12 protein-coding genes and 1 tRNA gene are annotated in these 14,027 nt (G+C 67.4%); 8 read left to right on the forward strand and 5 right to left on the reverse strand.

The features are described from left to right. Positions 1–11 precede the first annotated feature (11 nt). From AU196_RS08895 to AU196_RS08905, 3 genes are all read right to left on the reverse strand, one after another. Positions 12–1,049, reverse strand: a complete 1,038-nt coding sequence (locus AU196_RS08895; RefSeq protein WP_059094746.1) for a branched-chain amino acid ABC transporter permease — start codon at positions 1,047–1,049, stop codon at positions 12–14. A gap of 82 nt (positions 1,050–1,131) precedes the next feature. Next, positions 1,132–2,343 carry a branched-chain amino acid ABC transporter substrate-binding protein gene (locus AU196_RS08900; protein ID WP_059094747.1) on the reverse strand — a complete coding sequence of 404 codons (1,212 nt, stop codon included), beginning with the start codon at positions 2,341–2,343 and terminating at the stop codon, positions 1,132–1,134. Positions 2,344–2,497: 154 nt separating this feature from the next. Next, entirely contained in the window at positions 2,498–3,118 is a 621-nt protein-coding gene (locus AU196_RS08905) for an ANTAR domain-containing response regulator (RefSeq protein ID WP_082695657.1), read from the reverse strand. A 61-nt stretch (positions 3,119–3,179) separates the two neighbouring features. Between AU196_RS08905 and AU196_RS08910 the strand changes: the two genes are divergently transcribed. Next, a tRNA-Leu gene (locus tag AU196_RS08910) sits at positions 3,180–3,253 on the forward strand. Between the two features lie 15 nt (positions 3,254–3,268). Here AU196_RS08910 and AU196_RS08915 read toward each other — a convergent pair. After that, positions 3,269–4,483: a tyrosine-type recombinase/integrase gene (locus AU196_RS08915; RefSeq protein WP_082695658.1), complete on the reverse strand. Its 1,215-nt coding sequence runs from the start codon at positions 4,481–4,483 to the stop codon at positions 3,269–3,271. Between the two features lie 147 nt (positions 4,484–4,630). Here AU196_RS08915 and AU196_RS08920 point away from each other — a divergent pair, with 147 nt between their 5' ends. The 7 genes from AU196_RS08920 (at position 4,631) to AU196_RS26270 (ending at position 12,414) form a co-directional block, all read left to right on the forward strand. Then, the gene (locus tag AU196_RS08920) at positions 4,631–4,831 is read left to right on the forward strand and encodes a helix-turn-helix transcriptional regulator (protein WP_059094749.1); all 201 of its coding nucleotides are present in this window, start codon (positions 4,631–4,633) and stop codon (positions 4,829–4,831) included. A 48-nt stretch (positions 4,832–4,879) separates the two neighbouring features. After that, positions 4,880–5,305 carry a hypothetical protein gene (locus AU196_RS08925; protein ID WP_059094750.1) on the forward strand — a complete coding sequence of 142 codons (426 nt, stop codon included), beginning with the start codon at positions 4,880–4,882 and terminating at the stop codon, positions 5,303–5,305. 568 nt (positions 5,306–5,873) lie between these two features. Continuing rightward, complete coding sequence (locus tag AU196_RS25790) at positions 5,874–6,272, forward strand: hypothetical protein (protein WP_059094751.1); 399 nt, start codon at positions 5,874–5,876, stop codon at positions 6,270–6,272. Between the two features lie 20 nt (positions 6,273–6,292). Next, entirely contained in the window at positions 6,293–6,694 is a 402-nt protein-coding gene (locus AU196_RS25795) for a helix-turn-helix domain-containing protein (RefSeq protein WP_197415736.1), read from the forward strand. 6 nt (positions 6,695–6,700) lie between these two features. Then, positions 6,701–7,594 carry a major capsid protein gene (locus AU196_RS08940; protein ID WP_059094753.1) on the forward strand — a complete coding sequence of 298 codons (894 nt, stop codon included), beginning with the start codon at positions 6,701–6,703 and terminating at the stop codon, positions 7,592–7,594. A gap of 5 nt (positions 7,595–7,599) precedes the next feature. Next, a complete protein-coding gene (locus AU196_RS08945) occupies positions 7,600–7,815 on the forward strand; it encodes a hypothetical protein (protein WP_059094754.1) in 216 nt (71 codons plus the stop codon). Positions 7,816–8,271: 456 nt separating this feature from the next. Then, complete coding sequence (locus AU196_RS26270) at positions 8,272–12,414, forward strand: transglycosylase family protein (RefSeq protein ID WP_286141098.1); 4,143 nt, start codon at positions 8,272–8,274, stop codon at positions 12,412–12,414. 612 nt (positions 12,415–13,026) lie between these two features. On the opposite strand, the gene AU196_RS08955 is transcribed toward AU196_RS26270, so the two are convergent. Next, complete coding sequence (locus tag AU196_RS08955) at positions 13,027–13,992, reverse strand: tyrosine-type recombinase/integrase (RefSeq protein WP_059094947.1); 966 nt, start codon at positions 13,990–13,992, stop codon at positions 13,027–13,029. Positions 13,993–14,027: the final 35 nt, after the last annotated feature.

Genomic DNA, 14,027 nt, shown 5'->3' on the forward strand with positions numbered 1-14,027 from the left:
CTGCTGGTCTGTCATACCCGTGCCTTCCCGAGGCTCTCACCGAGTATCCCCGTCGGACGGAACAACAGGACGAGCACCAGCAGGACGAAGGCGACGACGTCACGCCACTGCGTGCCGAACACGGCCTGCCCGTAGTTCTCCATCACCCCCAGGATGAGGCCGCCGAGCAGCGCGCCGCGCAGGTTGCCGATACCGCCGAGCACCGCGGCGGAGAAGGCCTTGATGCCGAGCAGGAATCCGCCGGAGTAGATGATGCCCTGCGGGACCTTGAGGGTGTAGAGCAGCGCCGCCGCACCGGCCAGCAGACCGCCGATCATGAACGTCAGCATGATGACCCGTTCCCGCGACACCCCCATCAGCGTCGCGGTGTTCGGGTCCTGCGCCACCGCGCGGATGCCGCGGCCGAATTTCGTCCTGTTGATGGCGATGTCGGTGAGCAGGGCGAAGAACAGGGCGGCCCCGATGATCACCAGCGTGACGTTGGAGACGGCCGCGCCGAAGATCTCAAATTGGGTCTTCGGCTGCACCAGCGTGATCGGCTGCTGGGCATTGCTGCCCCCGTAACCCTTGATGATCTTCGGCAGGATGAAGTGGACGAACTCCTGCAGCACGAACGACATGCCGATGGCCGTGATGAGGAAGGTCAGCGGCCGCGCTCCCCGTCTTCGCAGCGGACGGTAGGCCACCGCCTCCAGACCGACGGCCGCAGACCCGGACACCAACATGGCGAACAGCATCGCGATCGCCAGATACAGCACCGTCAGCGCGATGCCTTTGTTGTAGGCGTTGCCCGACGGGGTGAAACCGAGGATGAAGTCGAGACAGAAGTAGGCGCCGAACATCCCCAGCATGAAGATCTCGGAGTGGGCGAAGTTGATCAGCCGCAGCACGCCGAACACCAACGTGTAGCCGACCGCGACCAGCGCATAGATGGCGCCCCACGACAACCCGTCGATCGTCAACTGCCAGAACCCGTTTCGCAGGCCCTCGAGGTTGAAGCTGATATTCGCCGCCAGACAGGCGTACTGGTCGACGCAATCGGCGATCACGGTGCGGTGGGCTCCTCGCGGGTGGGAGTGCTAAGCGAGACGCGTCCGAGCCAAGTGGTTCGGACGCGTCTCGTCTAGTCGATCACTGGACCTTGTACATCCAGATCAGCGTGGTGGTGAGTTCACCCTGCGGTGTCCACTGGTAGTTGCGCGCCACGCCCTGGCCGTTGTAGTTGCGCACGTAGTCCAGCAGCGCCTGGCGGGTGATGGCCCCGGAGTCGATGCCCTTCACCAGGATGGTGCCCAGGTCGTAGCCCTCGGTGCTGTAGGTGCCGGGCTCCTGGCCGAACTTCTGGGTGTACTCGTCGGCGAAGCCGCCGGTGGCCGGGCCGCAGGGGCAGGACAGCAGAGCCTCCTTGGACGCCTCACCGGCCTGCTTGACGAACTCCGGATCCTTCGTGCCGTCGGCGCTGACGAAGGTGCCCTCGAAGCCGCCGTCCTTGAGCTGCTGCACGAACGGCGCGGCCTCCGCGTAGTAACCGCTGAAGAAGACCGACTGCGGGCTGGCACCCTTGACCTGGGTGACGGCGGCCGAGAAGTCCTTGTCGCCCTTCTTCACCGAGATGTTGCACGCCGGGTCCGCGACCGGCCCGAGCGTCTCGCGGACCGCCTGGGCGAGGCCGAGGCCGTAGTCGGTGCTGTCGTCGACGACGCAGACCTTCTGGTGGCCCAGCGTGTTCTTCAGGTAGTTGGCGACCGACGGACCCTGGACGCCGTCGTTGGCCAGGCCGCGGAAGAAGGTCCGCCATCCCTTCTCGGACAGCGTGACGTTGGTCGCCGAGGCGGTCGCGGCGACCAGGCCGGCCTGGTTGAACACGTCGCCGGTTGCGTTGGTCTCACCCGAGAAGGCCGGGCCGACAAGGCCGATCGTGTACTGGTCGTCGACGATCTGCGGGGCGATGGCGCTGGCCTTCTGCGGGTCACCCTCGGTGTCGAACGTCTTGAGCTGGACCTGACAGCCGGGGTTGGCGGCGTTGTGCTTGTCGACGGCCAGCTGCACGCCGTTCTTGATGTTGATGCCCAGCGCCGCGTCCGGGCCGTTGAGCGCGCCTGCCATCGCGATCGAGAGCGGCGGGCAGGTCGCCTTGCCGTCACCGGCCGGATCTGCCGGGGCGGCGCCTTCTGCGGCCTTGACCTCCGCGCCGTTCTCGTCGATCTGGACCTGCTCGACGATCTTCAGATTCGTCTGCGCCGCTTCCTCTTCGGGTGTCGACTGACTGCAGCCGCCAAGGGCGAGCGCCAACAGCCCCGCGCTACCGAGAGCGAATGCGTTCCGTGCCACGCGACCGCGCACGTTTCACCTCCTGGTCGATGTTGTCGTCGGCATCGACTCCCGTGGCCGCAACGGCCTGGGCGCTGACGCTTCCGGTAGAACATAGCCAACACCCGGCCATGGTGCGTGTTGTTGGAAAACGCGCGGCGCGTCCGCGCAGGTGGAACGGGCCGACCTAACCGGCCGACGGCTCGCTCTTGGGGGTGTCCAGCGTCTCGAGCACCACCTCGGCCACCCGCTTCATGGTGGTTCTGCGGTCCATCGCCGCGCGCTGGATCCACTTGAACGCCTCGGGCTCGGTCATCCCCTGATTGGCCTGGAGCAGCCCCTTCGCCCGCTCGACCAGCTTGCGGGTCTCCAGGCGGTCCGAGAGCGTCGCGACCTCTTCTTCGAGCGCGTGGATCTCGCTGAAGCGGCTGACGGCCACCTCGATGGCGGGGATCAGGTCGTTGACGTTGAACGGTTTGACCAGGTAGGCCATCGCGCCGGCGTCGCGGGCCTTCTCGACGAGGTCTCGCTGGCTGAAGGCGGTGAGGATCACGATCGGGGCGATCCGCTTGCCCGCTATCTCCGACGCCGCGTCGATCCCGTCGCGGCGGGGCATCTTCACGTCCATGATGACGAGATCGGGGCGCAGCGCCTCGGCCAGTTCGACGGCCTCCTGGCCGTCGCCGGCCTCGCCGACGATCTCGTAGCCCTCGTCACGCAGCATCTCGGCCAGGTCCATCCGGATGAGCGCCTCGTCTTCGGCGATGAGCACGCGGCGGGGCGTCGGTGAGCCGGTCATGGATGTCATTGTGGCGGTAACCCGGGCGATCAGCGACCTCGGGGCCATCCTCTATGGTGGGAGACCGCACGCCCTCGTATCCCAACTGGCAGAGGAAACGGATTCAAAACCCGTACAGTGTGAGTTCGAATCTCACCGAGGGCACCGCATAGCCGCTGATCAGGCCATACTTCGGCCAGCCGGAACCGTCTTCAGCGCCGGGACCGTCCGCAGACCGTCCGCAGCAGCGTCGAACGCGTCCGCAATCGCGTCCAGATCGTCAGCGAACAAATGCCCGTACCGGTCGAGCGTCATCGTCGCCGTCTTGTGGCCGAGCAGCCGTTGCAGAACCTTCACGTTGCAACCGGCCGCGATCGACAGTGACGCGCAGGTGTGGCGCAGATCGTGCGGCGTTAGAGCGGCCTGGCCGATCGCTTCCGCGGCCGGATCGAATGCCCACCGCAGTTCGCCGATCGTGACGAAGCCGCCGCCGCGGCGCGACGGGAACAGCAGCTCATCCTCGGCGCGGGATGCAGCCTCGGTCGAGAGAAGGTCGGCGAGGAACCTCGGCACCGGCACCGTGCGGGCGCTGTGATTCTTCGTTGGCCCCTCCACGAGTCCGCGGCCCGTCACGTTCGTGACGGATCGCCGAACGCGGATACGACGCGCCGCCAGGTCGACATCACCGACCCGGAGCGCAGCCGCCTCCCCGAAGCGGAGGCCGCAGTATCCGAGGACGAACACGAGCGTCCGGAAGCGGCCGGCGGCGATCGCGAGCCGGTGCAACTGCTCATGCGTCAAAAACCGCTGCTCGACCTCGCCGACGCGCGGCAGCTCGATCCCTTCGGCGGGACTGGCCGGGAGATGCTTCGCACGGACGGCGAACTTCAGCACCGCGCCGACGAGCTGGTGTGTCTGGCGGACCCGTGAGGCGCTGAGTCCGCGGCCCTCGAAACGCGTGGATCCCGTTGCCGACAAGGCGGCGATCCAGACCTGCAAGTCGTCAAAGCGCACGTCCCGCAGCGGCACGTCGCGCCAGCGCGGCAGCACGACGGTATCGAGCAGGGAGCGGTATCCGGCGACCGTCTTCGGCGCGCGGGTCGCCTTCGTCCCGTACCAGCGTTCAGCGATCGCGCCGAACGTGACCACCGCGAGCGCGGGGTCCGTCCATGTGCCGGTCACCTGATCGCTGACTTGTTGGTCGAGCCATCGCTGCGCATCAGTCTTGCGGGCGAAGCCTCGCGCGTGCTCGCGGCCTTGCTCGTCGACGTACCGCGCGCGCCACCGGCTGCCCTTGCCATGGCTCGCGCTCGGAACGCTCTTTGTCGAGCCGTCTGCCTCGCGGACTGTCCTCGTCCAGCGGTCCTCAACGCCTGCTCGGCGATTCCGCTTCATAACTTTTCCTGCCTGTCCTGATCAGCAAAGTATGCGTTGAGCGAATAGTCCACGCGGACAATCAGTCCGAGTTCACAAGCGAAGTAAACACCGACTCCCTAGCGTCCACTGTATCGGCAGTTGCCAACACAGGAAGGCGCAACACAAGTGAGTACGCAGGAAGAGTCGACACCGGAGTTTCTCAGCGCAGCAGACCTCGAGAAACTCACCGGAACACCGAAGGCGACCTGGCGCTATTGGGCGCACACCGGCTACGGACCGCAGTCATTCAAGATCGGTCGCCGCCGGGTGTGGCGGAAGGCCGTCGTCCTCGCCTGGCTCGAAGCGCAAGAGGCCGCCTCGGCATGACACCCGTTCGAACTGTTCGCTCGGTGATCAAGAAAACGGGAGTTCGACGTGGGACGAAGGAATCCGATACAGGTAGTCGGCGAGCCGATCCGGCAAGGCGTCACCTGGATCTCGGACGATCTCATTCGATCAGGCGCACACGATGACGCGCTCGGTTCCGATGGGCTTGTCGTGATGGTGTTCATGCTGTCCTGGGCAATCACGCCAGGCTCGGCGCGGCGACCTTGGGAAACCTCGGCCGCACAGATCTCCGAGCAATTCGGCTGGGGTCTCAACCGCGAACGCGCGAAGCGTGCGCTGGACCGCGCCGTGAAAGACCGCCGCCTGATCATCCGTGAGTACATCCGCGACGGGCAGGTCGTTCCGCGCCGCTGCGCCTATGTCGTGTGCGCCGGCGGCCGCCGATTCACCGACGAAGAGTTGCTTCGGCACTCCGCGCCCGTCTCACTACCACCGAAGGCGAGACCGGTATGACACCCCACCTTGCACGGAATCCGTGCATGTCCCGCGGACCGATGTTGCACGGCTGCCGTGCATGTTCCGTGTGCGGATGTTGCACGGAAACCGTGCATGTTGAACTGAGCGACCTTGCACGACTAGGGGTGCAACATCAGCGCCCGAACCTTGCACGGCAGCCGTGCAACACACCTTGCACCCCCGTGGGTGCAACACAGGACAACCTACCTACGGACTACAGATCCCTTCATGCACTGGCGTGCAAGAAGGCGCGCAAACCCCTACCGCAATTGACCACCCCCACCGGTATGCAAGCCGGGGACGTACGCAACCACCGACCGCGCGCGCGGAGAACGGGATCGAACGCATGATTCGCCATCACGGCCGTGTCCTCGTCCGCGCCTACCTCGATACCCGAGCACTCGGCCGCGCCTGCCCGGTGTGTGGCGCAGCTCCGGCGCGATGGTGCTCCGAGCCGGACGGCCGCGACCGCCGAACCCCCTGCCTCGCACGGACCCGAGAACTCACACCGGCACAAGCCGCGGCGATCGCCGCCGCGGTCACTCAACCCGCAGAAAGGCAACCCATGATCACCGACTACGAAGACGTCCCCGGCGCGAACGCCGCAGCCCGTGCCGGCCGCGCGCGCCAGTTCGCCGCGATGCTGCTCACCGCCGCCCGCAGCGGCGACCAGGACTTCGAGCTGGTCGCCAACCTGAGCGTGGACTACATCCGCGCCGGGTTCACACCCGACGACATCGCGGCCGCCCGGCACGAACTCATCCGCGTCTATGCGCTCGACGACCGCAACCCCGACGACGCGCTTCGCGTGCTTCGCGAGATCGTCGAACCCGTCGTCGACGACAGCGACCCGGGCGATCCGGGCGTCACCGACTACGCGCACGGCGACGCCGCGGACGGCGCGAAGTACGAGGCTGCGGCATGGTTCGACGACGACCAGGGCGACGAGGCGGCGAGCTGGTGATCTGCGCCGTTCCCGCGGGGGTGCTGCTGTCGGTCGACGAGGCGCGGACCGTGCTGGATGTCCTCGAGGCGCAGGACTTCCCGCCGGCGAACGTCCGCATCGCCGCGCTGAACCTGCGCCGCGCGATCGGAAAAACTGGCATCGCCGCGAATCGCGACGCCAGTGGGTCGACCAGGAGAATACCCGCGCAGCGCGTCGCCGACGCCAGCGCGAGCACTGGCATCCCTGCGCGACAACGGAATTCGGCGCAACATGGCTCGCATGCAACCCTCAGCGCCGACGAAGCCGCGGCCGTCCTCGGGATCACCCCGAACGGCGTCCGCGACCTCCGCCGGCGCGGCCGACTACCCGCCGAACGCGTCAACGGCCGCTGGCGGTTCATCGCAGCCAACGTCGAAGCCCGAGCACGAAACGGAGCATGATCACTGATGGCCGGATTCCTCACCCCCGAGCTGAACGGGCTGAACCTCACGGTCAGCGTCGCGTTGAAGCAGCCGAATCGGATCACCGAGCGCATCGCGAATCTGGCCGCCGATCAACTGGTGCTCGACAAGATCTTCCACACGCTCGGCACACCCGTCACCGGCGGCGCGATGCTGTTTAACGAGGTCAAGATCGACGACTACTTCCTCGATCCCAACCAGACCATCGAAGAGCGCGCACCGGGCACCGAGTACCCGATCGTGAAGCGCGTCGACCCACGGCCGCAGCTCGCGAAGCCGCAGGACTGGGGCGGCAAGTTCGCCGTCGAAGACGAACGCGTCCACCGCAACGACACCGAGTACCTGAACGACCAGACGACGCAGCTCACGAACACCATCGTCGAGCGCCTCAACACTCGGGCACTCGAGATCCTCGACGCCGCCGCCGGCACCGGGCAGAACACCATCCCCGGCAATGACTGGATGAACGCATTCACCAGCGGCCCGGAATCAACCCTCACTCCGAACACAGAACTGCCGGCCGCCGACCTGGCCGCCGCGCTGATGGTCGGGAAGAACGAGCGGCTCGGCACGACATACGACACGCTGCTCGTCAACCCGCAGGAAGAGATGTCGTTGCGCGTGGCCTACGGCGACCGGCTCGAAGCGATGCTCCGCAGCCTCGGCCTGACGATGTTCTCCCACGTCCACATCACCGCCGGAACGGCGTGGGTTGTCCAGCGCGGGCAGGTCGGGATCATCGGGTTCGAGGAGATCCTCAAGACCGAGACGTGGCGCGATCCGCACAAGCGCACCAGCTACGTGCAGGCATACGCGGTGCCCGCGATGGCGGTCAACAAGCCCCACTGCGCGAAGAAGCTCACCGGCTTGGCGGGCTGAAGCTGATGCATCGCGGCCCCGGTCCGGATCCCGAATGGATGGCGCGGCAACGCCCGCTCGCGGTGAAGCGCCGCGCCGAACGCGCGCAAGCAGCGCAGCGCCGAGCCGACCGGACCGCCGCACTCGACCGAGCCGAAGCCAGCACGACCGACCTCGGCTGGTTCGACAACACGGCACCGACCACGCCGGCCGCACCGCGTACCGACCTCGGCTGGTTCTGATGCCCGACGACCAGGACGGCGACGAATGGCCGCGCGAACTTCGACGCTGCACCTGCGCGACACGGTCCTACGCGCCCGAGGACCACAGGAACGGCTGCGCAGTCGGGGAGCAGCCGCCCACATCATCGGCGACACCACAGCGTCGACCGTGGGCACCACACCGCCCCTTCTGATGCTCGCGGCGAGCCAGTCCCTTCGCTCGATTGCGGCGGTCGAGTTCCGGGGAGTCGACCGCGTGGTTCGTCTAACCCCAGACTCGCGGCCCCCTTCGCCGCGGGGAACGGCGCAGCGCTGGACGAGGGCAAGTCACGGTTCCGCCAGCGCTGCGCCAACACCCCCGTCGCTTTTCTCAAGGGGCCGGGGTGCCCGACTCCTTCGCGGTGAGTCGGGATTTTTTTTATTTCGACCCGAAACTTCGCGATAACCGCGGCATATAGAAAGGCGTGGTGACACGAAATGACCAGTCCCGGAACAGATATCGGCTACTATGCGCTTCCGATAATCCCTTCGTTCGAGGGTGGGGTCGGCAAGATCTCCCGCGACCTCGATCGCGCCTTCGATGGCGTGTCGAAGTCGGCGTCGAAGGCGATCGCCGGCGGCGTTCAGGACGGGGTCAAGTCGGCCGAGGCGGCGGTGAAGCGGTCATCGGACGCGATCTCGAAGCTGCGCGATAAGGAGGCCGCGGCGGCCGATAAGCTCCGCGTCGCCGAAGCGCGCATCGCAGAGGTACGTGAGAAGGGCGGCTCGTCGCTGGCGCGGGCGGAGGCGCAGCGCAACACGGCGCTTCGGGCGCAGGAGTCCGCCCTGCGGGACATCGAGACACAGAGTCGGCAGCTCGAGCGGGCACAGCAGCGGCTCGCCGATGCGCAGCGCGAAGCGGCCGATCCACCCGGGGCGGCGCGGGCCGGCGGCTGGCTCGATCGGATACGGGAGAAGGCGTCGGAGGCGACGGACGCGCTTCAGGAGATGGCCGAGGGGGCGCTGTCGGGCGGCGGGCTCGAGTCGGCTGGCAGCGGCGGCGGAGACGGCGCGGGAGCGGCGTTCGTCGCCGGCTTCGGCGCGCAGGTGACCAAGCTCGGCACGAAGGCCGGACCGATCGGGCTCGCGATCACGGCGGCGGCCGGCGTCGCGTTGGCGGGTGGCTCGCTGATCGCGCAGCAGGTGCTCGCCGGCATGGACAGGGAAGCCGCGGGCGATCTGGTGCAGGCGCGGCTCGGCGTGGATGACGCCACGATGGCGCGAATCGGGCAGCTCGCCGGCCGGGTGTACGGCCAGAACTTCGGGGAATCGAGTGCGGCCGTCCTCGAGGCGGCCCAGGAAGCGTGGCGGGCGGGCCTGATCAATCCCGAGATGACTGATCGGGAAGTCGAGGGCGTGCTGAAGCAGGTCAGCGGGATCAACGACCTGATTGCCGGTGACCTGACCGGAACGATCAACACGGCGCGCACGCTGGTGACGAGTGGGTTAGCGACCGACGTCGGGAACGCGTTCGACATCATCACTCGCTCGTTTCAGGCGGGTCTCGGCGACGACATCATCGACTCACTTCAGGAGTACGCGTCGGGCTGGATGAACGCGGGGCTGACCGCGGAGCAGTCGTTGGCGTTGATCAAGCAGGCGCAGGAGAACGGCGTCGATGTGAGCGACCGTTCGGCGGATGCGTTGCGGGAGTTCGGCCGTCGTCTCTCCGAGGAACGCGACACGATGGTCGAGGCGATGGATTCGATCGGACTGAACGGGCGGGAGATGTTCGAGAAGTTCCGGGCGGGCGGGCCTGAGGCGTTCGGGGCGTTCGATCAGGTCTTCGACAAAATCCGCGGCATCGAGGATCCGGTAGTGCGTAATCAGGCGGCGATGGCGCTGCTCGGCGATACTGCCGGCGACTTCATCGGCTCGTTCGCGCGGTGGGATCCGTCTGTCGCGGTGGAGAAGTTCGGAACTGTCGAGGGAGCCGCGGAAGGCGCGCTCAACACGATGGGTGACAACGCGGCCGGCTCGGTTGAGTCGGCGCGTCGTGCGGTTGAGCTCGGTGTGGCCGGGATGCAGAGCAGCCTCGCCGGCGCGTTCGCCCCTGTCTTCGCCGATGCTGCGGACGCGATCGTCGAGCACAAGGACGACATCATCGGTTTCTTCGCCAAGGTGGGCGACGTCGCGATCGGCTTCGGGCAGACGCTCGTCAAGACGGTAGGCGATTCGATCCGCACCGTGGCGCTGCTGGTGAACGCGTTCGGCGACACGTACGGGGCGGTCGCGAAGGTCAGCGCGGCGATGAAGCGGTTCTTCGGCGACGAAGCCGGCGCTGCGAAGCTCGAGGCCGAAGCCGAGAAGGGCTTCGGGCTCGCTGACGGTCTGTATCGGGCGGCCGACAGCGCCGACGCGCTCAACGGCCGGCTCGACGTCACGCGGCACTCGATGGCGGAGCAGGCCGAACAGGCGCAGCGTTCCGCGCAGCTGAACCAGGCGCTCGGCGACGCCGTGCTGTCGATCCCGGACGGCAAGACGATCACGATCGACGACAACTCGCCGGAGACGATCTCCCGGCTGCGCGCGCTCGGACTCGAGGTTCAGCAGACACCGACCGGGCTCGTCGTCACGGCGACCACCGATGAGGGCGAGCGGATCCTGCGCGAGTTCCGCGACCGCGAAGCAGGCGTTCCGATTCAGCCGCCGGTCGAGCCGCAGCTCAAACCGGAGCAGCTGCAACGCCAGCTCGACGAGTTCTTCGCGAAGTACCCGATGCTCAACCCGAACGCGGCACCGCCGGCGGGCAATCCGAACGCGAAGCCAGCTGCTCCCGGCGCATCAATCACCGATCTGCTGACGCCGGCCGGACGCGCGGCCGGGGGACTGTTCGCCGGCATTGATCCGCTGCCCGATAGCGCGGTGATTCAGCCGCCGGTCGGTAACGGCGGCGTCGTTCAGTGGGCCGAAGCCGGAGACCCGGAGGCGTTTATCCCGATCAACGCGTCGCAGCGGTCGAAAGACATCTGGCTCGAGACCGGCCGCAGGTTGGGGATGCTTCAGTCGTTCGCGAACGGGGGGCTCGGCGACGCCGGCGGGATGCTCCCGTTCACCGCGCAGATGAAGAAGCTCATCGCGTCACAGTTCCCGCAGATCAAGACGATCGGCGACTATCGGCAGCCGGACGGCCCGAATGAGCACAGCTCGGGCCGCGCGCTCGACGTGATGATCCCGAACTGGCAGCAGGAAGACGGGATCGCGCTCGGCAATCAGGTCGCACAGTTCGCGCTGTCACTTCCCGGCGTCGATCGGATCATGTGGCGCGGCAAGCTGATCTACCGCGACGGCCGCGAACAGGACGCTTCGGGCCGCGGCTCGCCGACCGATGATCACATGGATCACGTCCACGTCTTCGCGAACGACGTCGCCGCCGCGGCGACGACCGGCGCTGCGCCGGATCTGGCCGGCTTCGGCGGCACCGCGACACCGGCGACGACGACGACCGTCCCGGATTGGGACGCGATCGCGCAGAAGGAATCCGGCGGCAACTGGCAGATCAACACCGGGAACGGCTACTACGGCGGGCTGCAATTCGACCAGCCGACGTGGAATGCGTACGGCAAGCAGTACGCCGAACGCGCCGATCTGGCGACGAAGGATCAGCAGATCGCCGCGGCCGAGAACCTGCTGCGTGACCGCGGGCCGGAGCGCGGACCGAAGGCATGGCCGAACACGTTCACGACCAAGCAGCAGGCGGTCGGCGGCGACTACGCGGTGTCGGCCGGCGCTCCCGGCGTCGACCCGGAGACCGGCGAATCGGGCTACTACGTGCCTGATCCGAAGTCGGTCAAGTCCGCGCAGGACAAGCTGTCCGACGCGCAGCAGCGCATCACTGAGGCCGACGCCGCAGTGGCGCAGGCCGAGCAGCGACGCCGCGAGCTCGACGCCGACGCCGAGCAGTCGCAGGTCATGGCCGCCGACGAAGCGGTCCGTAAAGCGCAGTACGACGCCGACGTCGCGCGCCGCGAAGCCGACGACGCGCGCGCCGAGCTCGGCGAAGCGCAGAAAGGCAAGTTCGAGAAGGACAAGACGAAGACGGGCACCGGATCCGGATCGTCGTCGTCGGATGCCGGCGGCGAGCTCGATCCGCTCGGCGGGATCCTCGGCTCATTCGTGAAAGAGACGTTCGGGCTCGGCGACCTGTTCCCCGACTTCGGCGAGATCGGTCTCGTCAAGCTCGCGAACGCGATGCTCGGCACCAAGTACACCCCGCAGGGCAAGGGCTTCCCCTGGCAGACCGGCTACGCCAACGGCGACGGCACACCGTGGTCCGGTTCACCGGTGGCCGGCGGCGATCAGCCGATCCTCACGCCGGCCGCGGCGAGCGGACTTCCGTTCGGGATGATCCCGTCCGCGATCGACGCCGCCGGCGCAGCAATGCCCGGTATGGCACCGCCGGGAACACCGGCGTCCGGCATCGGCACCGGTCCCGCTCCCGGGCCGGTCGACAACTCGAAGCACGTCGCGGTCACCGTGAACGGCATCGACGAAAACAGGGTCGCCGACAACGTGCGGCGGCAGATCCTCAACGTCGACCGACTGAACACGTACGCCCCGAAGGGCACAGCCACGATCTGAGAAAGTTATCCACAGGCCGCGGAGTTTGCTGAGCGGTTGACGACAATGCCGTCCAAGTCGGTATAAACCCTAAGAAAACGCCTGCGTCGGCGAGGGTTCTTCACTCGACGAGCCGCGTAGCCAACGCATGCAGATTGCGGCTGAGTGATGCAGAACGACGCAAAACGACTCAAAACGCACTCTGTCGAAGTAGACGATTCTGAGAAAACGCGCAGTGCTCGGTGCGTGACAGTGGTTGACAAGAGGGCTACAGTCAAGTTCGCCAGCCCGAAAAGTAGTCCACAGGAGTAGTTCGACGGCTGGACGCGCGAAAAAGTGGAGCCTGCCGGATTCGAACCGGAAACCCCGGGTGGCAAACGCGAGGACACATACCAACGTGCAACAGGCCCCACGAGATCGCATGCCGGGCGGGTGTTGGCGCACCCGCCCGGCAACAGCGGTCCCGCAGGACTGAGCCTACTGCCGCGCGGAGGCGTTCCCCGGCAACCTGTGGATAAATTTGGCGGCCATATGCATTTCTGCTGGTCAGCGCGATAAATTTCGGCCGTGAGTTCGTCAGGTCACGGCGTGTCGGGCGTGTCGCGGCAAACATTCGTTGACCGGCGAGCGACATCAGTTCTGCGCCTCCATGGCTGCGGCCCGGACTTCGTCGTCGTCGACGGCGGTGTACCGCTCGGTGGTCGCGACCGAGGCGTGACCGAGCAACTGCTGCACTGCCCGCAGATTCCGGCTGCCGCGGTACGCGCGGGTGGCGAACCGGTGCCGGAGCTTGTGCATCGACCAACCGTCCGGCAGCGCCGCGGCGACGATCTTCCCCACCTGGTGCTCGCCGATGTGGCCGCCGACACCGGTGGGGAACAGCCAGCCCGACGCCGGCATCCCTGCGGTGTGGCCGGCCGGTCCGCGTCGCAGCACGTCGGCCAGCGCGTCGCTGATCGGCACGACGCGCATCTTGCCGCCCTTGCCGTGCACGACGAGCTGAGCGCCGCCAATGCCCTCGACGACGTCACGCGTGTGGACCCGGGCGACCTCGGCGCGACGCAGCCCGGCTTCGGCCGCGAGCCGCATCATGACGGTGACGCGGGGATCGGCTACGGCGAGCGCTTCTCGCCAGGCGTCATCGGGGACCGGCCGGGCGACCGCGGCGGGCACCCGCACCGCCGGCAGCCCGTCGCCCAGGTACGTCGACACCCGGCCGGTCGTGTACGCCCACGAGAAGAACCCGCGGGCTGCGCTGCGGTAGAACCTGCGCGTCTCCGGTTTCCAGTCCTGCCGGCCGAACCAGTCGACGATCTGCTCGGCGGTCACCTGTTCGGGCGGGCGGCGCAGCGCACGGGCGAGCCGCGTGATGGCCTTGCGGCGGGCGTCGATCGTGCGTGCCGTGTGGCCCGCCGCCGCGAGGTGGACGAGGTAGGCGCATGTCATCTCTCGCCACGCCGCGGGCATCTGGGACCGCTCTGGACCTGGTTGCCGCGATTCGTGCAACTCCCGGAGGTACGTCTCGGCGGCGGCGAGCCCGCCGGCGAACACCCGGCCGGTGATGTCGCGCAGCTCGATCTCCGTGCCGCGCTGCACCATCCGCAGGTCGAGTGCGGCCGCCTGCCGCCGCGCGA

The sequence above is a fragment of the Mycobacterium sp. IS-1742 genome (genome assembly GCF_001500125.1).
In the GTDB taxonomy this organism is placed as follows: Bacteria; Actinomycetota; Actinomycetes; order Mycobacteriales; family Mycobacteriaceae; genus Mycobacterium.

What these genes read in the sequence shown, in the direction of transcription:
- AU196_RS08905 (WP_082695657.1), bottom strand. Translation starts at nt 3,118, where the DNA reads ATGACATCCATGACCGGCTCACCGACGCCCCGCCGCGTGCTCATCGCC.
- AU196_RS08915 (WP_082695658.1), bottom strand. Translation starts at nt 4,483, where the DNA reads ATGAAGCGGAATCGCCGAGCAGGCGTTGAGGACCGCTGGACGAGGACA.
- AU196_RS25790 (WP_059094751.1), top strand. Translation starts at nt 5,874, where the DNA reads ATGATCACCGACTACGAAGACGTCCCCGGCGCGAACGCCGCAGCCCGT.
- AU196_RS08940 (WP_059094753.1), top strand. Translation starts at nt 6,701, where the DNA reads ATGGCCGGATTCCTCACCCCCGAGCTGAACGGGCTGAACCTCACGGTC.
- AU196_RS08945 (WP_059094754.1), top strand. Translation starts at nt 7,600, where the DNA reads ATGCATCGCGGCCCCGGTCCGGATCCCGAATGGATGGCGCGGCAACGC.
- AU196_RS26270 (WP_286141098.1), top strand. Translation starts at nt 8,272, where the DNA reads ATGACCAGTCCCGGAACAGATATCGGCTACTATGCGCTTCCGATAATC.
- AU196_RS08955 (WP_059094947.1), bottom strand. Translation starts at nt 13,992, where the DNA reads ATGGTGCAGCGCGGCACGGAGATCGAGCTGCGCGACATCACCGGCCGG.